General features: G+C 70.4%; 19 protein-coding genes. 13 read left to right on the forward strand and 6 right to left on the reverse strand.

The genetic code is table 11. The annotated features are described in order from the left end of the window. Positions 1–22: 22 nt before the first annotated feature. Complete coding sequence (locus tag NB3_RS28310; protein ID WP_157112057.1) at positions 23–1,318, forward strand: T6SS phospholipase effector Tle1-like catalytic domain-containing protein; 1,296 nt, start codon at positions 23–25, stop codon at positions 1,316–1,318. Here the strand turns inward: NB3_RS28310 and treY are convergent. From treY to NB3_RS28325, 3 genes are all read right to left on the reverse strand, one after another. Next, positions 1,211–3,643: a malto-oligosyltrehalose synthase gene (treY, locus tag NB3_RS28315; RefSeq protein ID WP_084823760.1), complete on the reverse strand. Its 2,433-nt coding sequence runs from the start codon at positions 3,641–3,643 to the stop codon at positions 1,211–1,213. The two genes, NB3_RS28310 and treY, sit on opposite strands and share 108 nt — an antisense overlap. Before the next feature lie 11 nt (positions 3,644–3,654). Further along, positions 3,655–5,775 (reverse strand): glycogen debranching protein GlgX, encoded by a 2,121-nt coding sequence (gene glgX / locus NB3_RS28320; protein ID WP_067809452.1) that lies wholly within the window; start codon positions 5,773–5,775, stop codon positions 3,655–3,657. Positions 5,776–5,998: 223 nt separating this feature from the next. After that, a complete protein-coding gene (locus NB3_RS28325) occupies positions 5,999–6,934 on the reverse strand; it encodes a bifunctional helix-turn-helix transcriptional regulator/GNAT family N-acetyltransferase (protein WP_067809453.1) in 936 nt (311 codons plus the stop codon). Between the two features lie 164 nt (positions 6,935–7,098). Between NB3_RS28325 and NB3_RS28330 the strand changes: the two genes are divergently transcribed. Next, positions 7,099–8,379: an adenosylmethionine--8-amino-7-oxononanoate transaminase gene (locus tag NB3_RS28330; protein WP_067809455.1), complete on the forward strand. Its 1,281-nt coding sequence runs from the start codon at positions 7,099–7,101 to the stop codon at positions 8,377–8,379. A 4-nt stretch (positions 8,380–8,383) separates the two neighbouring features. On the opposite strand, the gene NB3_RS28335 is transcribed toward NB3_RS28330, so the two are convergent. After that, complete coding sequence (locus tag NB3_RS28335; protein ID WP_067809456.1) at positions 8,384–8,755, reverse strand: cupin domain-containing protein; 372 nt, start codon at positions 8,753–8,755, stop codon at positions 8,384–8,386. A gap of 61 nt (positions 8,756–8,816) precedes the next feature. Between NB3_RS28335 and NB3_RS28340 the strand changes: the two genes are divergently transcribed. Next, positions 8,817–9,299 carry a MarR family winged helix-turn-helix transcriptional regulator gene (locus NB3_RS28340; protein WP_174553250.1) on the forward strand — a complete coding sequence of 161 codons (483 nt, stop codon included), beginning with the start codon at positions 8,817–8,819 and terminating at the stop codon, positions 9,297–9,299. Here NB3_RS28340 and NB3_RS28345 read toward each other — a convergent pair. After that, entirely contained in the window at positions 9,286–9,657 is a 372-nt protein-coding gene (locus tag NB3_RS28345) for a hypothetical protein (RefSeq protein WP_067809458.1), read from the reverse strand. The two genes, NB3_RS28340 and NB3_RS28345, sit on opposite strands and share 14 nt — an antisense overlap. 73 nt (positions 9,658–9,730) lie before the next feature. Between NB3_RS28345 and NB3_RS28350 the strand changes: the two genes are divergently transcribed. The 9 genes from NB3_RS28350 (at position 9,731) to NB3_RS28390 (ending at position 19,800) form a co-directional block, all read left to right on the forward strand. Continuing rightward, on the forward strand, positions 9,731–10,879 hold the full coding sequence (locus NB3_RS28350) for an 8-amino-7-oxononanoate synthase (protein WP_067809459.1): 1,149 nt from the start codon (positions 9,731–9,733) through the stop codon (positions 10,877–10,879). Further along, positions 10,876–11,550, forward strand: a complete 675-nt coding sequence (gene bioD / locus NB3_RS28355; RefSeq protein WP_067809461.1) for a dethiobiotin synthase — start codon at positions 10,876–10,878, stop codon at positions 11,548–11,550. Before NB3_RS28350 ends, bioD begins: the two co-directional genes overlap by 4 nt. Positions 11,551–11,799: 249 nt before the next feature. Then, positions 11,800–12,963 carry an alpha/beta fold hydrolase gene (locus NB3_RS28360; protein WP_067809462.1) on the forward strand — a complete coding sequence of 388 codons (1,164 nt, stop codon included), beginning with the start codon at positions 11,800–11,802 and terminating at the stop codon, positions 12,961–12,963. A 64-nt stretch (positions 12,964–13,027) separates the two neighbouring features. Next, the gene (locus tag NB3_RS28365) at positions 13,028–14,119 is read left to right on the forward strand and encodes an ABC transporter substrate-binding protein (protein WP_084823750.1); all 1,092 of its coding nucleotides are present in this window, start codon (positions 13,028–13,030) and stop codon (positions 14,117–14,119) included. After that, positions 14,119–14,982: an ABC transporter permease gene (locus tag NB3_RS28370; protein ID WP_067809464.1), complete on the forward strand. Its 864-nt coding sequence runs from the start codon at positions 14,119–14,121 to the stop codon at positions 14,980–14,982. Before NB3_RS28365 ends, NB3_RS28370 begins: the two co-directional genes overlap by 1 nt. Next, on the forward strand, positions 14,958–15,710 hold the full coding sequence (locus NB3_RS28375) for an ABC transporter ATP-binding protein (protein WP_084823751.1): 753 nt from the start codon (positions 14,958–14,960) through the stop codon (positions 15,708–15,710). The genes NB3_RS28370 and NB3_RS28375 overlap by 25 nt, the downstream gene beginning before the upstream one ends. Further along, a complete protein-coding gene (locus tag NB3_RS28380) occupies positions 15,707–17,056 on the forward strand; it encodes an LLM class flavin-dependent oxidoreductase (RefSeq protein WP_067809466.1) in 1,350 nt (449 codons plus the stop codon). The genes NB3_RS28375 and NB3_RS28380 overlap by 4 nt, the downstream gene beginning before the upstream one ends. A gap of 282 nt (positions 17,057–17,338) precedes the next feature. Continuing rightward, entirely contained in the window at positions 17,339–18,562 is a 1,224-nt protein-coding gene (locus NB3_RS28385; protein ID WP_067809467.1) for an MFS transporter, read from the forward strand. Between the two features lie 95 nt (positions 18,563–18,657). Continuing rightward, on the forward strand, positions 18,658–19,800 hold the full coding sequence (locus NB3_RS28390) for an alpha/beta hydrolase family protein (RefSeq protein WP_067809469.1): 1,143 nt from the start codon (positions 18,658–18,660) through the stop codon (positions 19,798–19,800). 70 nt (positions 19,801–19,870) lie between these two features. On the opposite strand, the gene NB3_RS28395 is transcribed toward NB3_RS28390, so the two are convergent. Further along, entirely contained in the window at positions 19,871–20,455 is a 585-nt protein-coding gene (locus NB3_RS28395) for a TetR/AcrR family transcriptional regulator C-terminal domain-containing protein (RefSeq protein ID WP_067809471.1), read from the reverse strand. Positions 20,456–20,558: 103 nt separating this feature from the next. Here NB3_RS28395 and bioB point away from each other — a divergent pair, with 103 nt between their 5' ends. Then, positions 20,559–21,572: a biotin synthase BioB gene (gene bioB, locus NB3_RS28400; protein ID WP_067809473.1), complete on the forward strand. Its 1,014-nt coding sequence runs from the start codon at positions 20,559–20,561 to the stop codon at positions 21,570–21,572. Positions 21,573–21,603: the final 31 nt, after the last annotated feature.

Genomic DNA, 21,603 nt, shown 5'->3' on the forward strand with positions numbered 1-21,603 from the left:
ATGCCGGCGGGAGGATCAACCTATGAAACGACTCGTGGTGTGTTGTGACGGCACGTGGAAGGCCGAGTCGAGCAGCACGGTTTCCAACATTGTCAAGATCGCCCAGACGATCCGCTTCGACGCGCCGGGACCGGCCGGGGAGACGATCCAACAGTGGGTCACCTACGTCTCCGGGCCGGGCGCCCGCGGGTTCCTCAGCGACCGCCTGATGGGCGGCGCCTTCGGCCTCGGGCTCGAGGCGAACCTCTCGTCCGCCTACTGGCATCTGGCGCTGAACTGGGAGAAGGGCGACGAGATCTACATCTTCGGGTTCAGTCGCGGCGCCTTCACCGCGCGCAGCCTGGCCGGTTTGATCAGCCGCATCGGGATCATGACTCCCGAGGCGATGATCGAAGGCAGGTACCCGGAGGCCCTGCGTATCTATCGGCAGCGACCGCCGGTGCCGACGCCGGAAAACCCCGATCCGGCCGAGCCCGAAGAATGGCAGGAGTTCCGCCGGAAGTATTGCCGGAGAGCGAAGATTGATTTCCTCGGCGTGTTCGACACCGTCGGCGCGCTCGGCGTCCCCGGCCTCACCTCCCTGCGGCACCGCTTCCACGACGTCAAGCTGTCCCGGCACGTGCACTGCGCGCGCCAGGCGCTGGCCATCGACGAGCGGCGGCGCAACTTCGAACCGTCCGTGTGGGAGGTACCGGTCGAACCGACGGTGAAGTACCGGCGCGGCTTCGAGCGGGTCAAGCAGGTGTGGTTCCCCGGCGTGCACAGCGACATCGGCGGCGGCTACGCCGAATGCGGCCTGTCCGACATGACGTTGCAGTGGATGGTCGGCGAGGCGGAGTCGGTCGGGCTGGCCTTCGACCGGGACCGGCTGGCCGCGCTGTCGAAACGCTGCGATCACACCGACGGCGACCACATGCGGCTGCACGATTCACTGAAGATCGGCTACCGCATCCTGAATGTGGTTCGGACGCTGCGCAATCCGCGCAGCCGCCGGTTCCACTGGGATTCCTGGCGCCGGATGTCCATCCCCACCGATCAGGGCGTGCGGTTGTCCGCCAGCGTCACGGACGCGCTGGACTACCGTCCGGCGAACCTGCGACGCTGGCGCGAAGAACTGGGCGGCGTGATCCCGGAGAAGACCTTCGAGCAGGTCCGCGGGGTGTTCTCGAAGCAGCTCGAGCGTGTTCCCGACGCGCCTGCGCGCGAGTCGTCAGCGCACCAGCAGCGCGACGGGGAGTCTGGCGAACATCTTCTCCAGCCTGGCCCGGCCCTGGAAGGTGTGGCCGGTCAGCCGGTCGGTCCAGCTGCCCGCGGGTAAGTCGAGGAACGTGTCGCCCCACCCGGTCTCGGCCAGGCCGACACTGTGCCGGGTGGCGGCGACGATGACCTCGGGGGCCTCGCCGGCGCGGCCACGGGCGTAGGACACCACTTTGGACGCGTGGTCGCCGGTGGCGAACAGCGGTCGGTAGGCGCCGCCGACGAAGCACTCGGGGCGTTCCCGGCGCAACCACAGCGCGTAGGCGACGATCCACATCTTCGCCGCGCCGGTGGTGTCCAGTGCGGGCGTGCCGGTGAGCGATTGCAGCATGCCCGCGCGGGCGGCGAAGTCCACCGGCCTGCGGTTGTCCGGGTCGACGAGGGAGTCCTCCCACAGCTCGCAGCCCTGGTAGACGTCCGGGATGCCCGGTCCGCACAGTTGCAGGAGCTTCTGCGACAACGCGTCCGACCAGGCGTGCGGGGCCAGTTCGTGGACCAGGTCACCGAGTTCGGAGCCCACCGGCCCGTCGATCACCGCATCCAGCCAAGTGTGCACCGCGGCTTCGAACTCGGCGTCCGGTTCCTCCCACGAGGTCTTGGTGTTCGCCTCCCGCATCGCCTTCTCGGCGAAGCTGTGCAGGCGTTCGCGCAGGCCGGGCACCGACGCCGCCGGTCGCCCGTCGGCGGGCCACACCCCGAACATGTTCTGCAACAGGAACAGCGCCGTCGCCCCGTCCGGCGCGGGGGTGGTCTCCAGCCAGGAGTCGACGTTGCGCGCCCAGGTCTCCGCGGCCTGCGACAGCACGCCGATGCGGGCGCGGACGTCCTCGCCGCGCTTGGTGTCGTGGGTGGACAGCGTCGTCAGCGTCGCGGGCCACAGCTGCGCGCGCTGGCTCATGGACAGGTGGAACTCGTTGAGCGAGTGACCGAACCGTGCCGGGTTGCCGCCGACCTCCTGCAACGACACCAGCCGCGCGGCCTGGTAGAACATGGTGTCCTCGACCGCCTTCGCGGTCACCGCGCCGCAGACCTGGCTGAAGCGCACCGCCGCGGCGCCGTTGGCGGCCAGCGCCGCGACCAGGACCGCCAGCGGCGCGGTGAGTTCGCTGTTGCGCTTCTCCACCTCGGCGATCACCGCGCCCGTCATCCCGGCCAGCGGCGCGTAGTCGGCCCGGTAGACCGGCATGAACGCCAGCACCTCGATGGTGGCGTTGGTCAGCGCCATGGTGTCGAAGCTCTCGGCGTTCGCGTCCTGTTTGATCGCGGCCACCAGCCGCCGGACCTCCGGCGTCAGGATGGTCTCCGCGACCGCGCGCTTGATCCGGTGCTCGGTCTCGCCGATCCAGGCCCGGTCGCTGCCGTGCCCGGCGACCCGGCGGGAGAGTTCGGTGAGCGCGTGTTCGCCGCGCGGATCGATCAGCACGCCGCCGAAGTCGGCCAGCGCCTCGTAGCCGGTGGTGCCGTCGATGGGCAGCGTCGCGTCCAGCGGCTCGCGGTTGGCCAGGATCTTCTCCACCAGCAGCAGCCGGTGCGGGCCGATCAGCCTGCGCAGCCGGGTGAGGTAACCGGCGGGATCGGCCAGACCGTCCGGATGATCGATCCGTACGCCGTCGATCAGGTCGTGCTCGCACCACGCGGCGAGTTCGCGATGGGTGAGTTCGAAGACCTCGGGGTCCTCCTGCCGGATCGCGGCCAGGCTGCTGACCGCGAAGAAGCGCCGGTAGGTGCACAGCCCGGCCTTCCAGCTCACCAGCCGGTAGTGCTGTTTGTCGTGGATGCGCAAGGCGTTGTCGCCGTCGGTGCCCGGCGCGATCGGGAAACGCAGATCGTGCAGCGCGAGCATCGGCTCGGCGCCGGAGCGGTCGACGGTCAAGGCGGCCGGGTCGTTCTCGCTCTGCAGGACCGGCAGCGCCAACCGGCCGCCCGCGCCGTTGCCGGGACTCCAGTCGATGTCGAAGTACGACGCGAACCGCGACTCCTGGCCGTTGCGCAGCACGTCCCACCACCACGCGTTCTGCCGCGGATCGGCGACGCCGACGTGGTTGGGCACCAGGTCGACGATCAGGCCCATGCCGCGACTGCGCACCTCGTCGGCGAGGGCCTTGAGTCCCGTCGGCCCGCCGAGGGCGGCGGAGACCGTGGTCGGATCGGTGACGTCGTACCCGTGCGTCGAACCGTGCGCCGCGGTCATGATCGGCGAGAGGTACAGGTGCGAGATGCCGAGCTGCTGGAGGTATTCCGCGATCGCGCGGGCCTCGGCGAAGGTGAGCGCGTCCGGGCGCAGCTGCAGCCGGTAGGCGCTGCGGATCGTGGTCGGGCGGGCGGGCCTGCGTCGCAGGGACACCGGGTCGGTCACGTGCGTCTCGGTGGAATCGGGTGCGTTCATCGGCATTCGGGTCAGGCGGCCTGGCGGAGGACGAGGAGACAGCGGGCTTCGACGGTGACGGTGGCGCCACCGGGGTACCCGGCGTCGGCCAGACCGGTCGGCGTCGAGCAATCCAGTGCCACCGACCATTCCGCGCCGTCGCCGGTGCTCGGTAGCACGAAGTCGATAGCCGCGTCGTGGGCGTTGAAACACAACAGGAACGAGTCGTCGGAGATCCGCTCGCCGCGCGGGCCCGGCTCGGGGATCGCCTCGCCGTTGAGGTAGACCGCCAGCGACTTGCCGAATCCGCTGTCCCAGTCCGCCTCGGTCATCTCCTCGCCGGAGGGGGTGAGCCAGGCGATGTCGCGGGCGTTGTCCGCCGAACGGACCGGGCCGCCCGCGAAGAAGCGGCGACGCCGGAAGACCGGGTGCTCGGTGCGCAGCGCGACCACCGCGCGGGTGAATTCGAGCAGATCGGCGTTCTTCTCCCGCAGCGACCAGTCCATCCACGCCAGCGGCGAGTCCTGGCAGTAGACGTTGTTGTTGCCGTGCTGGGTGCGGCCCATCTCGTCGCCGTGCGCGAGCATCGGCACGCCCTGGCTGAGCAGCAGCGTGGCCAGCAGGTTGCGGCTCTGCCGGTCGCGCAGGGCGAGGACGTCCGGGTCGTCGGTCGGGCCTTCCACGCCGCAGTTCCAGGAGCGGTTCCAGCTCTCGCCGTCGCGGTTGTCCTCGCCGTTGGCCTCGTTGTGCTTCTCGTTGTAGGACACCAGATCGCGCAGCGTGAACCCGTCGTGCGCGGTGACGAAGTTGATGCTGGCGCTCGGCCTGCGGCCGGTGGCCTCGTACAGGTCCGACGAGCCGGTGAGCCGGGAGGCGAACTCGCCCAGCGTCGCCGGTTCGCCGCGCCAGTAGTCGCGCACGGTGTCGCGGTACTTGCCGTTCCACTCCGTCCACAGGCTGGGGAAGTTGCCCACCTGGTAGCCGCCCTCGCCGACGTCCCACGGCTCGGCGATGAGCTTGACCTGGCTCACCACCGGGTCCTGCTGTACCAGGTCGAAGAACGTCGAGAGCCGGTCCACGTCGTGCAACTCCCGCGCCAGCGTCGCGGCCAGGTCGAAGCGGAAGCCGTCGACGTGCATCTCCAGGACCCAATAGCGCAGCGAGTCCATGATCAGCTGCAAGGTGTGCGGGTGGCGCACGTTGAGGCTGTTGCCGGTGCCCGTGTAATCCATGTAGTGCGAGGGGTCGTCGTCGACCAATCGGTAGTAGGCGGCGTTGTCGATGCCGCGGAAACCGATCGTCGGACCGCGGTGGTTGCCCTCGGCGGTGTGGTTGTAGACCACGTCGAGGATCACCTCGATGCCCTCGGCGTGCAGCGCGCGCACCATCGCCTTGAACTCGGTGACCGCCGAGCCCGCGCGGTCCATCGTCGCGTATTCGTTGTGCGGCGCGAGGTAGCCGAAGCTGTTGTAGCCCCAGTAATTGCGCAGTCCCTGGTCCAACAGCACGCGGTCGTGCAGGAACTGGTGCACCGGCATCAGTTCGATCGCCGTGACGCCCAGATCCTTCAGATGGTCGATGATCGCCGGGTGCGCGATGCCGGAATAGGTGCCGCGCAACTCCTCCGGCACCTCCGGATGCGTCATCGTCATGCCTTTGACGTGCGCCTCGTAGATCACCGTCTCGTGGTAGGGCCGGTTCGGCGCGCGATCGGCGCCCCAATCGAAGTACGGGTTGATCACCACGCCGGTCATGGTGTGGCCGAGCGAGTCGAGCCCGTGGGTGTAGAGCGAGGGGTGATCGTCGAAGTCGCCGTCGAAAGCCTTGCCGTAGGGATCGAGCAGCAACTTGCTCGGGTCGCAGCGCAACCCGCAGTCGGGGTCGTACGGGCCGTGCACCCGGAATCCGTAGCGCTGACCCGGATCGATCCCCGGCAGGTAGGCATGCCAGACGTAGCCGTCGACCTCGTCGAGCGCGATGCGCGTCTCGGCGCCGTCCCCGTCGATCAGGCAGAGTTCGACCGCGTCGGCAACCTCGGAGAACACCGAGAAATTGGTGCCTGCTCCGTCGTAGGTGGCCCCGAGGGGGTAGGCGGTGCCGGGCCAGACACCCAGAGGTGCCGCCTCACCGGGCGCTGCGTCGGGCTGAGCCATGGCAACGACAGTAGCGTCAGCCGGGCTCCGCGCACTGCGGGTGGTTGTGGATGAGGAAGTCGGGCGAGGTCGGAGGCGTTTTCCGGTTGGCGCGGCGGTAGCCGAGATGTGCCGCGACGCGCGAGACCGCCGCGCGCGGTCCGGCAGGCACACCCGCCGGGCAACCGTCTGTAGTCCCGCAGCCGGGCGAGGGGACCGCGCGGAGGACATACCCTTCTGCGGGTCAGTCCGCGGGCGTGAGCGACCGCCGCCAGGTCTGGCCGACGAGGTCGTGGCCCCAGCTGTGGTGCGGTTGCTGCTCGACGAGTTCGAATCCGGCGCGCTGGTAGACGCGGCGCGCGGCGGTGAGCACGTCGTTGGTCCACAGCACGATCTCTCGGTACCCGGCCTCGGTCGCGAAGCGCAGGCACTCGTCCACCAGCGCGGAACCGACGCCGAGGCCGCGGGCGGTCGGCTCGACCAAGAGCAACCGCAGCCGCGCGGTGGTGTCGTCCTCGCGAACGCAGAAGACGCTGCCCGCCGGTCGGCCGTCCACTTCCGCGATCCAGGCGCGCTCGCGCCGCTCGTCGTGGGAAGCCAAGTAGTCGGCCACGATCCGCACGATCAGTTCCTCGTAGGTCGCGTCCCAGCCGTATTCGTTCGCGTAGAGCTCCGCGTGACGCTGGATCACCCAGCCGTAGTCGCCGGAACGCGGGGGCCGCAACGAAAAGGCGGGCGCCTCGGCGGGGCGGTCCAGGATCTGCTGGATGGTCCGCATCGCGGTGATCAGGCGCGCTCGGGTCGCTTGCGGCTGCGCGCCGAGCAGCGCGCCGACCTCGTCGCTGGAGCGCCGATCGAGCGTCGCGAATACCTCACGGCCCTGGTCGGTCAGCCGGACCTCTTGGCGGCGGCCGTCGCGGCCCGAACGGTTGCGCCGCACCAGGCCGGATTGCTCGAACCGGGCGAGGATGCGGCTGAGATAGCCCGCGTCGAGGTCGAGGGCATGCCGTAGGGCCACCACTTCGGTGGCGTCGGAGGCGGCCAGCTCGAACAGGATCCGCGCCTCGGTCAGCGAGTAGCGGCTGTCGTGCAGTCCTTCGCCCAGCACGCCGATCACGCGGGTGTAGTGGCGGTTGAATTCCCGGACGGCGGCGATGTCGGCGGGTGCGGCAGAGGTCACGGCGGCTCCATTCTTTGACTCCGTCAAAGAATATTGCGCGGCGGCGTCGCCGGGTGGGGAAACGGCCGAACTCGGCCCACTGTTGTGGGCGCGCCCAGCTCGGGTGCTAACTTGAACGACGTTCAGGACGCCCCGGTGACCGGGGCCGTGATGCGAGGATTCCCGTGGCACTGACCCCCGACGAGATCACCGCCCTCGACGCCGAGCACGTCTGGCATCCCTACGGCGGGTTCCCCGCGACGACCGAACCGCTGGTGGTGGCCGCCGCCGCGGGAACCAGGCTGACGCTGGCCGACGGACGCGAGCTGGTCGACGGCATGAGTTCCTGGTGGGCCGCCATCCACGGCTACCGGCACCCGGTCTTGGACGCCGCGCTGGTCGAGCAGGCGCGGCGGATGAGTCACGTGATGTTCGGCGGGCTCACCCACGAGCCCGCGGCCCGGCTGGCCGAGCTGCTGGTGGAGTCGACGCCGGACGGGCTGGACAAGGTGTTCCTGTGCGACTCCGGCTCGGTCTCGGTCGAGGTCGCCGTGAAGATGTGCCTGCAGTATTGGCGTTCACTGGGCAGACCGGAGAAGCGGCGGCTGCTCACCTGGCGCGGCGGGTACCACGGTGACACCTTCACGCCGATGAGCGTGTGCGACCCGGAGGGCGGCATGCATTCGCTGTGGACCGACATCCTGGCGAACCAGCTGTTCGCGCCGGTGCCCCCGAGCGAATATCACCCGGACTACGTGGCGGAACTGGAGCGCATGATCGCCGGGCACGCGGGCGAACTCGCCGCGGTCATCGTGGAGCCGGTCGTCCAAGGTGCGGGCGGGATGCGCTGGCACCACCCCGGCTACCTCGCCGACCTGCGCAGACTGTGCGACGAGCACGGCGTGCTGCTGGTCTTCGACGAGATCGCGACCGGATTCGGCCGCACCGGAACGCTGTTCGCGGCCGACCAGGCCGGTGTCGGCCCGGATGTGATGTGCGTGGGCAAGGCGCTGACCGGCGGCTACCTCACCCTCGCCGCCGCGCTGTGCACCACGCGGATCGCCGAGACGATCAGCGCGGCGCACGGCGGGCTCATGCACGGGCCGACGTTCATGGGCAACCCGCTGGCCTGCGCGGTCGCCGTCGCGTCGATCGAGTTGCTGCGCTCGCGCGACTGGCGCGGCGAGGTGACCCGGATCGAGTCGGAGCTGACGGCGGGACTGGCCCCGGTGCGGGAGCTGCCGGGCGTGGTCGAGGCGCGCGTGCTCGGTGCGATCGGTGTGATCGAGCTGGACCGCCCGGTCGACATGCGCGCCGCGACCGACGCCGCCGTGGCGGCCGGAGTGTGGCTGCGTCCGTTCCGCAACCTCGTCTACACGATGCCGCCGTTCATCAGCACGTCCGGCGACATCGCCACGATCACCGCGGGGATGCGCGCGGCGGTCGCCGCACAGCTCGGGCGCTGACCGGTCAGGCGATCCACGGCGGGACGATGGTGGCGTCGCTGTCCGGTGTTCCGGCCCGAGCCCCCGCCGGCGCGGTGACGATGGCGGTGAAGCCGTCGCCGGTGCGCACCTGCCGCAGCGCGTTCGGCGGGAGAACCACCGTATCGCCTTCCGCCGCGGTGAGTTCCGTGCCGTCGAGCGCGACGTCGAGCCGTCCGGCGAGGACGGTCCAGATCTGCTCGGCGTCGATGAAATGCAGCGGTCCCGCGGTGTTCGCGGGCACCTCGACCCGCCACAGCGCGAGGCCGGAGCCGCCCTGGGTGGGAGAGGCGAGCGTGGTCATGACGCCGCTCGCGGTCTCGGTGCGGCGGGTGTCGGAGTGCCGGATGACGGTCATCGGGGTACCACCTCTAGAATAGACAACATGGCTGTCCATATAGTCAACGAGGTTGTCCATCATGTCAAGTGACCGTGGCGGCTACGAGTTGCCGCTGCGCATGCTGCTCGGCTTCCGGGCGGCGATCGACGAGGTGCACGCCGACCTGGCCGGGCACGGGCACGCCGACCTGCGGCCGATGCACGGCTTCGTCTTCCAGGCGGTCGGGCGCGCGGGCGGGCCGCACGGCTGCACCGCCGCCGACCTCGGGCGCGCGCTCGGCGTCTCGAAACAGGCCGCGGGCAAGCACATCGAGGCGCTGGAGCGGCTGGGCTATCTACGCCGCGGGCACGATCCGTCCGACGCGCGGCGCAAGGTCTACACGCTCACCGAACGCGCCGAGGACGTGCTGTCCCGATCGGCGCGAACGTTCGACCGCATCCGCGATCGCTGGTCGGAGTTGCTCGGCGCGGACCGGCTGGCCGCCTTCGAGCGCGACCTGCGTTTGCTGACGCCCGGCGAGGTGTTCCGGCTCGATACGCCGAATTGGTTCACCGGTCCGTGAGCCGGTCGGGCGCGCAGTCGGCGATCTCCGGGCGATCGCTGTCGGACACCATCTCCCACACCCGGAAGATGCAGTGATAGTCGTCCGACCAGCCGCGCACCATCAGCAGGTAGGTGTCGCCGTCGCGGAGCACGATGCGGCGACCGCGCAGTTTGGGATGCTCCGGGGTGTAGGTGGGCAGCACGCCGGCCAGCTTCGCCAGCGCCTGTGCGCGCGTGCCGACCACTTCGGTGAGAATTCGGGGAGACCAGCGCTTGTGCTCGCCCGAGCCCGTTGTTTCCTCGACGACTATCGCCCACCGCGGCATCCGGCCGTAATCCTCCCGGTGCAGCTTGTCACCGCGGGCCGGTGACACCACCAACGATGGCTCAACCGTACCAGCGGACCTCGGGGCGGGTGTCCTGAACGGTGTTCAAGTATGCTGCTCAGCTGTGACTACCGATCCGTTGAGCTGGTTGGACGAACGCGCTTCCGCGCGGGTGGCCGCGGGACTGCGCCGCGAGCTGCGCCCGCGCGACCCGCAAGCGCCCTCGATCGATCTCGCCTCCAACGACTATCTCGGCCTGGTCCGCCACCCCGAGGTGATCGAGGGCGCGATCGAGGCGGTGCGCCGCTGGGGTACTGGGTCGACCGGGTCACGGCTGGTCACCGGCACCACCACCGAGCACGAACTGCTGGAGACGGAGCTGGCCGAATTCGTCGGCGCGGAAGCGGGACTCGTGTTCGCCTCCGGATACGCGGCCAACCTCGGCGCGGTGACCGCTTTGGCCGGGCGCGGCTCGCTGGTGGTCTCCGACGCGGGCTGTCACGCGTCGCTGGTGGACGCGTGCAGGCTCTCCCGCGCCCGGGTGGAGGTCGCGCCGCATCGCGACGTCGCGGCCGTGGACCGGCTGCTGTCGGAGCGGACCGAGGACCGTGCGCTGGTGCTCACCGATTCGGTGTTCAGCGCCGACGGCGATCTCGCGCCGCTGACCGAGCTGTACCGGGTGACCAGGGCCAACGGTGCGGTGCTCGTGGTGGACGAGGCGCACGGCATCGGTGTGCGCGGCGCGGGCGGTCGCGGATTGGCGCACGAGCAGGGCCTGGCCGGGGCGCCGGACCTGGTGATCACCGCGACGCTGTCGAAATCCCTTGCCGCGCAGGGCGGTGTGGTGCTGAGCAGTGAGCGGGTGCGCGCCCACCTGATCGACGCGGCGCGCACGTTCATCTTCGACACCGGTCTCGCGCCCGCCGCCGTCGGCGCCGCGCGGGCCGCGCTGCGGGTGCTGCGCGCGCAGCCGGAGCTGGCCGAGCGGGTGCTGACGAACGCCGCGGACATCGCCGGGATCGCCGGTGTGCCCGCGCCGCCTTCGGCGGTGGTTTCGGTCGTGCTCGGCCCGGCGCAGGTGGCTTTCGACGCCGCGCAGGCGTGCCGGGCGCGCGGGCTGGAGGTGGGCTGCTTCCGTCCGCCGACGGTGCCGGAAGGCACATCGCGGCTGCGCTTGACCGCGCGGGCGAATCTCACTCCGGCCGAACTGGACGCCATCGCGACGGTGCTCGGCGAGGTGCTGGCGCAGGCGCGCGAGGCGGTGCCGGCATGACCGTGCTGCTCGTCACCGGAACCTCCACCGATGTCGGCAAGACCGTCGTCACCGCGGCCGTCGCCGCCGCGGCGATGGCGAACGGCCGTTCGGTGGCGGTGTGCAAGCCGGGCCAGACCGGTGTCGCGGCCGGTGAACCCGGTGATCTCGCGGAGATCCAGCGGTTGTCCGGCGTCACCCGCACGCTCGAACTGGCCCGCTACCCGGACCCGCTGGCGCCCGACACCGCCGCCCGCCGCGCCGGGCTGCCGGAACTGACGCTCGCCGAGACGGCCGCTGCCGTCGACTCTCTGACCGACGCCGACCTCGTGCTGGTCGAGGGCGCGGGTGGATTGCTCGTGCGCCTGGGCGATTTCACGTTGCTCGACCTCGCCCAGAAACTCGGCGCACCGGTCCTGCTGGTCACCGCCGCCGGGCTGGGAACGCTCAACCACACCGAGCTGACCACCCGCACGCTGCACGCCGCGGGCGTGCGCTGCGCGGGCCTGGTGATCGGATCCTGGCCCGCCGAACCGGATCTCGCCGCCGAGTGCAACCGCACCGACCTCCCCCGCGTCACCGGCGTCGACCTGGTGGGCTCGGTGCCGCAAGGCGCGGGCGGCTGGGAACGCGCGCGATTCACCGCCGCCGCCCCGAGCTGGTTCGAGCCCGCCTGGTCGCCTTTCCGCTGACCGGCCGCGTTCGCGTTTCGAAGAGCTGCGAACGTCGGCGGACCCGACCAGGGGCTGCCTCCGGCACGACGCCGAGGACCGCAGCGATATCCAGGCGGTGCGCGACGGGCTTCCCCACGGAATCGTGCTGGGAACAACGAAATCCGTCGGCGGGTCCCCTCTGGCGACTTCGCGGCCACGGCCGCGGTGACACGCTGAGCGATAGCGGGCACATGGCGACCATTCGCGCCCGTGCCTACAGTGGGATGGATGTCGCCGATGGACGAGAGGCACCCGTCCACCGTCTCCGACTGGAGCGACGCGCGACGCCGAGCCCGGCTGCGGGACACGAGCCTGGGGCATGGGTGGAAGACGTTGCGCCGCACCAAGGTGACGCTGCTTCGGGTGGCCGCGCTGCTGCTGGCCGGGCTCGTGGTGTTCGCGCAGTACTGGAAGTACGATGTCGCGCCGGAACAAGCGCGACTGGCGCGCACCGAGCCCGCCATCCTGCCCGTCGCCCCGCCGGTGGACTCGCAGAACTGGGACACCGTCGTGGTGGACCTGGTCGGGCTCGGCGGGCTCGACGCCAGTGACACCGCCGCCGCGCTGCCCGCCCTGCGCAGGATGGGCATGGTGTGGGCGATCCGCTACGACAATCAAGGTATCGACACCAAGGTGATCGCCGACCTCGTGGTGCGCGCCGCCGAACTCTCGGGCCTGCGCAACATCGTGCTGGTCGGCCACAGCATGGGTGGTGTGATCGCGCTCGAGGTCGCCGAGCACATCCACCGCGACAGCGACCGCAGACTGGCCGGGGTGATCCTGGACTGCACGCCGGTCGACCTGAACGCGGTGCGCCCGGAGAGCCGCGGGCGCGGTGAGGACATGCTGCGCTGGATGGGCTGGTTGCCCGGCGCGCGGGAAAGCCGCATGCTCCGGCTGGCCGTGGAGACCTACGCCCGCCGGGACCGCTTCGTCGACCGGGGCCACGGGCCGCCCGGCATCCGGCTCGGCAAGCTGGGCGAGGTGCTGGCGGAGGTGATGCGGGAGAAGATCGTCTCGCACGACGCGGCCAGCAATGGCCTGATCGAGTCGCAGTTCACGGCCATCGTGGCCGGTGGCGCGACGGACGATTTGCGCACCCTGGCCCAGCCCGTCGCGGACAAGCCGCGGCCGGCCATCGTCTTCATCCGGCCACGCGATGCGAACGCCGACCGCGTGGTCGATGTCGAGTACTCCCACCGGGTGCTGATCGAGCAGTCCGGCGGAGTGGACGGCACGCTGCTGGTGGTGCTGGCGCGCAACACCGGGCATGCGAATCCCATGCAGCGGCCCCGGGAGTACAACACGGTGATCGAACAGCAGATCCTGCCGTTCGTACAGCGTTATCAGCAGCAGGTCCGGTCGACGACGGTGGCTGCGCCGCCGCGCTGAGGGGTTCGAACCAGGCTGAGACAAACCGTTCTCGCGCCGGTTCCGTCTTGTTGTAATTCGCCTTATGTTCCGACCAAGTACGTTCCGGTCCGGCCGCCGTGGCCGCGCGACCGCCGCATTGCTCGCCGTGGCGACCGTTGCGACCCTCGGACTCACCGGCTGCGCGAAGGACGACGAGCCGGTCGGTCCCACCGCCGACGGACCATTGCCGACCGAGGTTCCCGCCGGAACCACCCTCGTGGTCGCCGATCAGTCCGAGCGCCTGCAATCCGTCCTGCGCCTGAGCGGTGAGCTCGACAAACTTCCGTTCAAGGTGGAGTTCGCCAACTTCGTCGGCGGTCCCGCCATCCTGGAGGCGTTCCGCGCCGGCGCCGCCGACGTCGCGCAGGTCGGCGACGTCCCGCCGATCCACGCGTTGGTCGCCGGGCAGGACGTTCCGATCATCGCGTCCTATCAGACCAGCACCACCGCGTTGAAACTGGCGGTGGCGCCGGGCAAGTCGGTGTCGAAGCTGGCGGATCTGAAGGGCAAGAAGATCGCCTACGCCGAGGGCACCGCCCAGCAGGCCGCCGTGCTGCGCGCCATCGACAAGGCCGGGCTCACCACCTCCGATGTGCAGTTGATCCGGCTGCAACTGGCCGAGTTCCCCGATGCCGTGCGCACCGGTCAGGTCGACGTCGCGCCGCTGATCGAGCCGAACGTCACCCGGTTCCTGCGCACGCAGGGCGCCTCGCTGGTCCCGGATTCGGAGACCGCCGGCATCTACGGCGGTCTGGCCTACCTGTACGCGCGCCGCGCCGTCGTGCGCGACCCGGCGAAGGCCGCCGCCAGCCGCGCGCTGGTCGGCGCGTTCGTCCGGGCCTACCAGTGGGCCAACACCCACCCGGAGGACTGGGCGCGCCGGTACTACGTGGACAACCAGAAGGTGAGCGCCGACGACGCCAAGCGCATCGTGGAATCGCTGGGCGCCTACGTCTTCCCGCATCTGGACCAGCAGCTCGTCGACCGGCAGCAGGCCACCATCGACGCCATCGCCAAGGCGGGCGAACTGCCCAAGAAGGTGCAGGCGTCCAACGGCTTCGACCTGCGGTTCGACGCCGCGATCACGCAAGCGGTCACCGAGAGCGGCGCGTCGTTCGAGCCGAAGGCACGCTGATGGCGACCATCGACGCCGCGGTGCTGCGCCGCTTCGGTCGCGGCCGCTCCGCGACGGAACCGGTGCTGGCGAAGCGCAAGCCGACCCGGCCGCGCCTCGGTCCGGGCCGTCCCATCCCGTTCGGCGTCGCGGTGGGACCGCTGTTACTGATCGTCGCCTGGGTGGCCGGATCGGCCACCGGCACACTGGACCCCGAGACACTGCCCGCGCCGTGGACGGTCGCCGAGACCGCCGGTGATCTGCTCGCCGACGGCCGTTTGCAGAGCAATCTGCTGACCTCGGTGCAGCGCGCCGCGATCGGACTCGGTCTCGGCGTCGCGATCGGGCTGGTGCTTGCGTTGCTGGCCGGGCTGAGCCGGGTCGGTGAAGCGCTGGTGGACGGGCCGATCCAGATCAAGCGCGCCATTCCGACGCTCGCGCTGATCCCGCTGTTCATCGTGTGGTTCGGCATCGGCGAGGAGATGAAACTGGTGGTGATCACCACCAGCGTGGCGATCCCGATCTACCTGAACACGCACGCGCATCTGCGCAGCGTCGACGCCAGATACGTGGAACTCGCCCAGACCGTCGGTCTGTCGCGGTGGGGATTCATCCGCCGGATCGCGTTGCCGGGATCGCTGCCCGGTTTCTTCACCGGCCTGCGGCTGGCCGTCACCATCTCGTGGCTGGCCCTGGTCGTGGTGGAACAGGTCAACGCCACCAGCGGGATCGGTTACCTGATGACGCAGGCCCGCACCTACGGCCAGATCGACATCATCGTGGTCGGCCTGGTGATCTACGGCCTGCTCGGCCTGTTCGGCGACCTGCTGGTGCGCGCGGCGGAAAGGAGGGCGCTGTCATGGCGGCAGACGCTCGGGGACTGAACGTCGTCCGCGCCCGGCGGCTGCGCCGTGGCTTCGGCGACCGGGTCGTGCTGCGCGATCTCGACATCGACATCGCTCGCGGCGAGTTCGTCGCGTTGCTCGGCCGCAGCGGCTCCGGCAAGAGCACGCTGCTGCGCGCGCTGGCCGAATTGGATTACGACGTGCCGGGTTCCGGCGAGTTGAGCGTGCCCACCGAGCGCTCCGTGGTGTTCCAGGATTCCCGGTTGCTGCCCTGGGTGCGGGTGCTCGACAACGTGACCCTCGGCCTCGGCGGTCCGGACGCGGCCGGTCGCGGTCGCGCGGCGCTGGCCGAGGTCGGGCTCGCGGGCCGGGAGAAAGCGTGGCCCAAGGAGCTCTCCGGCGGCGAGCAGCAGCGCGTCGCGCTGGCGCGTTCGCTGGTGCGCGAACCCGAATTGCTGCTCGCGGACGAACCGTTCGGCGCGCTGGACGCGCTGACCCGGATCAAGATGCACGCACTGCTGCAGGACCTGTGCGCCAAGCATCGGCCCGCCGTGCTGCTGGTCACCCACGACGTGGACGAGGCGGTGCTGCTGGCCGACCGTGTCCTGGTGCTCGACCAAGGGCGCATCGCGGTGGACCAGCGCATCGACCTGGAACGTCCACGCGGCCACGGTGATCCCGCCTTCCTGCGGCACCGATCCCTGCTGCTGGCCAGCCTGGGCGTCGACATCGCCGACACGCCCACCGACGAGAAGAAAGCCTCATGACCGCACCGCGCCAACTCAGCCTCAACGCCTTCATCTATCCCTCCGGCCACCACGAGGCGGCCTGGCGGCATCCGTGGAGCAGCCCGGACCGGATCTACGACGTCGCCTACTACCAGGAGATCGGACGCACCGCCGAGGCGGCGAAACTGGACGCGGTGTTCTTCGCCGACGGGCCGGCCCTGCGCACCGACGTCAAGCACAACGCGGCCTCCGGCCTGGAGCCGATCACCCTGCTCACCGCGATCGCCACGGCCACGACGCATCTCGGCCTCATCGCCACCGCGTCGACCACGTACTACGAGCCCTACAACCTGGCCAGGCTGTTCTCCACGCTGGACCACATCTCCGGCGGCAGGGCGGGCTGGAACATCGTCACCACCGGCACCGATCTCGCCGCGGCCAACTTCGGTCTGGACAAGCATCCCGTCCACGCCGAACGGTACGCCCGCGCCAGGGAATTCGTCGACGCCGTGGTCGCGCTGTGGGACAGCTGGGAGGACGACGCGATCGTCCTGGACCGGAACTCCGGCGTGTACGCCGACCCGGAGAAGATCCACCAGATCGACTTCGCGGGCGAACACCTGCGGGTGCGCGGGCCGTTCACCGCGCCGCGCACCCCGCAGGGCCACCCGGTGCTGGTGCAGGCGGGCGCGTCGAACGACGGGCGCGCGTTCGCGGGCAAGTACGCCGAGGCGATCTTCACCGCCCACCAGCGGCTCAGCGACGCCCAGGCGTTCTACGCCGACATCAAGGAGCGGGCCCGCGGCTTCGGGCGCGACCCCGAGCACGTCAAGATCCTGCCCGGGATCAGCCCGTTCATCGCCGACACCGAGGCGGCGGCGAAGAAGTTGGAGCAGGAGTTCAACGAGCTCACCGTGCCGGAATACGGCCTGGCGCAGCTCGAGGGCATCGTCGGGATCAGCCTGCGGCACCTGCCGCTGGACGAGCCGATCCCGGTCGAATTGTTCGACGCCGCGGGCGATGTCACCGACAACGGGCAGAGCCGCTTGCAGGTCGTGGCGGGCATCGTGCAGCGCGAACGGCCGACCGTGCGCGGTCTGCTGCACCGCCTCGCCGGTGCGCGCGGCCACCGGGTGTTCGCCGGAACGCCGGAGCAGGTCGCCGACACCATCGAGGAATGGTTCCGCAACGGCGCCGCCGACGGGTTCAACGTGATGCCCCCGTACTACCCGGGCGGACTGGAGATCTTCGCCGAGACGGTCGTGCCGATCCTGCAGGAGCGCGGCCTGTTCCGCACCGAGTACACCGGCACCACCCTGCGCGACCACTTCGGCCTGCCCCGCCCCGAAAGCCGCTTCGCACGGCAGCCCGCGCTGGCCCGGTGAGCGGCGGCGACGGAAGCGACTGTCCCACCCGGTCACCGGCGCGTCGGGCGGTCCGCCACGGGGCGGCGTCCGGGCGCGCGATCGGTCGGCCCCGCGCATCTGTCGCGGGGTCGGCCGACGCTGTGCCCAATTCGCGGGCGGGGCGTGTGAAGTCGGTTGCGCGTGCGAGTTTCGCTGGAAGTCGCGACAGGCAATCGCCGCGGGGGGTCTCGCCTCGGGCAGCGTCTTCGGGCTGCTGGTGAGCGAGGAGAGGGCGGCGTCGTGGCGTCGAGCGGTGGTGCGATGAGCGAGCGGTCCGGCACGGTCGGTGAAGTCGCTGCGGTGCGGTTGCGGTCGCTGACCTGGACCGTGTTCGTGCCGATGGTGGTGTACGGCATCGGCTCCGGCGCGGCCGCGCCGATGTACGCGCTGCGCGCGCTCGATCTGGGGGCATCGGCCGGGCTGGCCGGCGTCGTCGTCGCGCTGTCCGGACTGGGCATGGTGCTCACCGACCTGCCCGCCGGGCAGGTGGTCGCCAGGATCGGCGAACGCGGCGCGCTGGCGCTCGGCTCGGTGCTCGGGGCGATCGGCGTGCTCGCGGCGATCGTCGCGCCGAATGTCGGCATGCTCGCGCTGGGCATGCTGCTCAACGGCGCGGCAAGCGCGGTGTGGGGCTTGGCTCGCCAGTCCTATCTGGTGGCCGTGGTGCCCGCGAACGACCTCGGGCGCGCGATGTCGACGCTGGCCGGTTCCATGCGGCTGGGGTTCTTCTGCGGACCGTTCCTCGGTGCGGCCGTGGTGCATTCGCTCGGTCCCAACGGCGCGCTGTGGTTGCAGCTGGCGGCCACGGTGGTGTCCGGCGCGGCCATGGCGGCGATCCGATCGCCGGAGGCAGCGGGCGGAGCGGGCGCCGGGCACGCGCTGACGGCGATCGTGGTCGAGCACCGCAGGACCCTCGGCACGCTCGGGCTGGCCGCGCTGCTGGTCGGCGCCGCGCGGGCGGCGCGGCTGGCGCTGCTGCCGTTGTGGGCGGCGCAGATCGGAGTGAGCGCCTCGACCACGAGTCTGGTGTTCGGCGTTGCGGGCGCGGTGGACGTGCTGATGTCCTATCCGGCGGGGGTGTGGTTGGATCGCTACGGCAGGCGGGCGACCGGTGTGCCGTCGATGGTCCTGTTCGCCGCCGGTTTCGGCGTGTTGCCGTTCACCTCCTCGGTGTTCGGTCTCGGGTGCGCCGCCGTGCTGCTCGGGTTGGCCAACGGGCTGAGCAACGGGCTGATCATGACGGTCGGCGCGGACGTCGCGCCCGACGGGCAGCGGGCGGAGTTCCTCGGCGCTTGGCGGCTCACCCACGACATCGGCATGTTCGCCGGGCCGGTGGCGGTCGGGGCGATCAGCGCCGTCACCGTGCTGGGCGGAGCGGCCGTCGCGCTCGCGCTCACCGCCGCGGCGGGCGCGTACACCATGCACCGCTGGTTTCCCGGGGTGGTCGTGCCGCCGGCACGGCAGCCGTCCGCCGAGACCGGGTAGCCCCTCGCCGCCACCGCGCGGGATATGGGGACTTCCACTGGTGGCGGGTGTCGCTGGGACGTTGTCACCGGTGCGCGTCGGTATGGTGCTGCGCCATGCCCATCTCCTTCCTTCGGCGAGCCGTTCCGGTCGCGGCCTCGATCAGCATGTGCGTCGCGGTCACGCTCGCGGTGGCGCCCGCGGCAGCGGAAAGCCCGGCGACCGGGCAACTGAGTGCGATCGAACTGCTCGATCCGGCGTGGACGTTCCCCGAGGCCATGGCGTCGTTCGGGATCGGCTACACCACGACCGATCAGCACGGAGCCGTCGCGCAGGCCTCCGGTGCGCTCTATCTGCCAAAGGGCCTGCCGCCGGAGGGCGGATGGCCGCTGGTGGTGTGGGCACACGGCACCGCGGGCATCGGCGACGCCTGCGCGCCGTCGCGCCGCCCGCAGTCCGAGCGGAACACCACCTACTTCGATCAGATCCTGGACCACGGTTACGCGGTGCTGGCTCCCGACTATCAGGGGCTCGGCACCAGCGGGCAGTTCAGCTACTACAACGCGAATGTCGAGGGGATGTCGATCGTCGACGCGGTCGCGGCGATGCGCGCGACTCCGATTCCGCTGTCGCGCAGATGGGTCGTCGTCGGCCAGTCGGAAGGAGCGCACGCGGCGATGAGCGCTGCGGCCCTGTACGCCGAGAAAGGCGGTTCCGCGCCCGGTTTGAGCGGAGTAGTGGTCACCGGACTGCGCACCGACCCCAGTAAGAGCCTGCCGGAGATGTTCCGGCGCGACTCGACCGGCTCGAAGAACCAGATCGCCTACGCGGCGTACTACCTGGCTTCGCTGGAGGAACTGAACCCCGGCAGTGTCACCCCGTACCTGTCGGATTTCGGCAAGGAATTCGTGGAAAAGGCGGCCCACGAATGCTTGTCGCGCCTGGTCGAGCGCGCCGAGGGCCGCAGGCCGTCGGCGCTTGTCGCCGATCCCGATCGGCCGACGCCCACCTTCGCCGAGGACATCGCCGCCTTGACGAGATATCCGGAAGACCGGTTCACCAGCGATCTCAGGATCGGCTACGGCACGGCCGACATCGATGTGCCGCCCACCGACACCGAGGGCTACGGGGAGAAGTTGCGACAGCTCAACCCGGGAGTACAAGTGATGGTCCAGAGCTACCCCGGCCAGGACCACAGCGGTGCGTTCTTGGCATCGCTTCCGGACACATTGGCTTTCCTGAACACGCACCTGCGCTGAATCCTCGGCGCGCCGCCGGAAACCAGGCCGCTACACCGACCGCGGAACCCTCATGCCGGCGCGTCGGACGTCAGCGGACGCGAGTGCCGAGCAGGTGCCGCACACCCGCCACGAACAATTGCAGGCCGAAGTCGAAACGCGCGGTGGCGTCGGTGGTCTCCTCCAGCGGCGACGCGCCCTCGGGCAGGGCGCCCGCCGAGTCCATCTGCATCCTGGACTGCTCGTCCACGGTCTCGCCGAGGACGTAGTACAGCAGCGTGAACGCCGCGAGTTCGGCCTCCTGCCGCGGCATGCCCGCGCGAATGGCCGCGCTCACCAGGCGTTCCCGCCCCTTGCTTGTGGTCAGTCTCGACGCGTAGGTCGCCGAGACCAGTTCGGCGCCGTCGCGATAGGCCAGCAGGCAGTCGCGCAGCCGGTGGGCCAGCTCGGTGATCTGCCCGGACCACTCCTCGGCCTCGATCGGGTCGTCCATGGGCGCGAGGATCTTGTCCGCAACCGCGCCGAGCAGCGCCTGTTTGTTCGGGAAGTGCCAGTACAGCGCCCCCGGCTGGACCTGGAGCGAACCGGCCAACCTGCGCATGGTGAGGTCGGCCAGGCCGTATCGGTCCAGAATCGCGATGGCGCCGTCGACCACGTCCGCCCGGTGCAGCTGCACTCGATGCCCTTCCCGTCGTGCTTTGACTCACTCCTGTCGCTACCCTAGCCTGAACACCGTTCAAGTTGCACGGCCACCTCGGCCGGACGAAGGGATTCGTGCAGTGACCCAGGCACCCGTAGCCACCGGCATTCTGTCGATCGCCCGCGAGCAGGTGCTCGAGCGCGGTGAAGGGCTGAATCAGGAGCAGACCCTGGCGGTGCTGCGCCTCGGCGACGACCAGTTGGAGGAGTTGCTCGCCCTGGCGCACGAGGTGCGCATGAAGTGGTGTGGTCCCGAAGTCGAGGTCGAGGGCATCATCAGCCTCAAGACCGGCGGCTGCCCCGAGGACTGCCACTTCTGCTCGCAGTCGGGCCTGTTCCAGTCGCCGGTGCGCGCGGCGTGGCTGGACATTCCCAGCCTGGTGGAGGCCGCCAAGCAGACCGCCAAGACCGGCGCGACGGAGTTCTGCATCGTGGCCGCCGTGCGCGGGCCGGACGAGCGCCTGATGGCCCAGGTGGCCGCGGGCGTCGAGGCGATCCGCAACGAGGTGGACATCCAGGTGGCCTGCTCGCTGGGCATGCTCACCCAGGAGCAGGTCGACCAGCTGGCCGCCATGGGCGTGCACCGCTACAACCACAACCTGGAGACCTCGCGGTCCTACTTCCCGAACGTGGTGACCACGCACACCTGGGAGGAGCGCTGGGACACCCTGCGCATGGTCCGGGAAGCGGACATGGAGGTCTGCTGCGGCGGCATCCTCGGCATGGGCGAGACGCTGGAGCAACGCGCCGAGTTCGCCGCCAACCTGGCCGAACTCGAGCCCGACGAGGTGCCGCTGAACTTCCTCAACCCGCGTCCGGGCACGCCGTTCGGCGACCTGGAGGTGCTGCCCGCGTCCGACGCGCTGCGCGCCGTCGCCGCGTTCCGGCTCGCGCTGCCGCGCACCATGCTGCGCTTCGCGGGCGGCCGGGAGATCACCCTCGGTGACCTCGGCGCCAAACAGGGCATCCTGGGCGGCATCAACGCCGTCATCGTCGGCAACTACCTGACCACCCTCGGCCGCCCGGCCGAACAGGACCTGGACCTGCTCGGCGAGCTGAAGATGCCGATCAAGGCGCTCAACGAAACGCTCTGACCCGGCTCGGTTGCGAGGAAGAGGCAGGCGA

This window comes from Nocardia beijingensis NBRC 16342 (genome assembly GCF_001612785.1).
Taxonomy (GTDB): domain Bacteria; phylum Actinomycetota; class Actinomycetes; order Mycobacteriales; family Mycobacteriaceae; genus Nocardia; species Nocardia beijingensis.

Bases quoted from the DNA above. Each gene is read 5' to 3' on its own strand.
- NB3_RS28310 (WP_157112057.1), top strand. From the start codon at position 23: ATGAAACGACTCGTGGTGTGTTGTGACGGCACGTGGAAGGCCGAGTCG.
- treY (WP_084823760.1), bottom strand. From the start codon at position 3,643: ATGAACGCACCCGATTCCACCGAGACGCACGTGACCGACCCGGTGTCC.
- glgX (WP_067809452.1), bottom strand. From the start codon at position 5,775: ATGGCTCAGCCCGACGCAGCGCCCGGTGAGGCGGCACCTCTGGGTGTC.
- NB3_RS28335 (WP_067809456.1), bottom strand. From the start codon at position 8,755: ATGACCGTCATCCGGCACTCCGACACCCGCCGCACCGAGACCGCGAGC.
- NB3_RS28340 (WP_174553250.1), top strand. From the start codon at position 8,817: ATGTCAAGTGACCGTGGCGGCTACGAGTTGCCGCTGCGCATGCTGCTC.
- bioD (WP_067809461.1), top strand. From the start codon at position 10,876: ATGACCGTGCTGCTCGTCACCGGAACCTCCACCGATGTCGGCAAGACC.
- NB3_RS28360 (WP_067809462.1), top strand. From the start codon at position 11,800: ATGTCGCCGATGGACGAGAGGCACCCGTCCACCGTCTCCGACTGGAGC.
- NB3_RS28365 (WP_084823750.1), top strand. From the start codon at position 13,028: ATGTTCCGACCAAGTACGTTCCGGTCCGGCCGCCGTGGCCGCGCGACC.
- NB3_RS28370 (WP_067809464.1), top strand. From the start codon at position 14,119: ATGGCGACCATCGACGCCGCGGTGCTGCGCCGCTTCGGTCGCGGCCGC.
- NB3_RS28375 (WP_084823751.1), top strand. From the start codon at position 14,958: ATGGCGGCAGACGCTCGGGGACTGAACGTCGTCCGCGCCCGGCGGCTG.
- NB3_RS28380 (WP_067809466.1), top strand. From the start codon at position 15,707: ATGACCGCACCGCGCCAACTCAGCCTCAACGCCTTCATCTATCCCTCC.
- NB3_RS28385 (WP_067809467.1), top strand. From the start codon at position 17,339: ATGAGCGAGCGGTCCGGCACGGTCGGTGAAGTCGCTGCGGTGCGGTTG.
- NB3_RS28390 (WP_067809469.1), top strand. From the start codon at position 18,658: ATGCCCATCTCCTTCCTTCGGCGAGCCGTTCCGGTCGCGGCCTCGATC.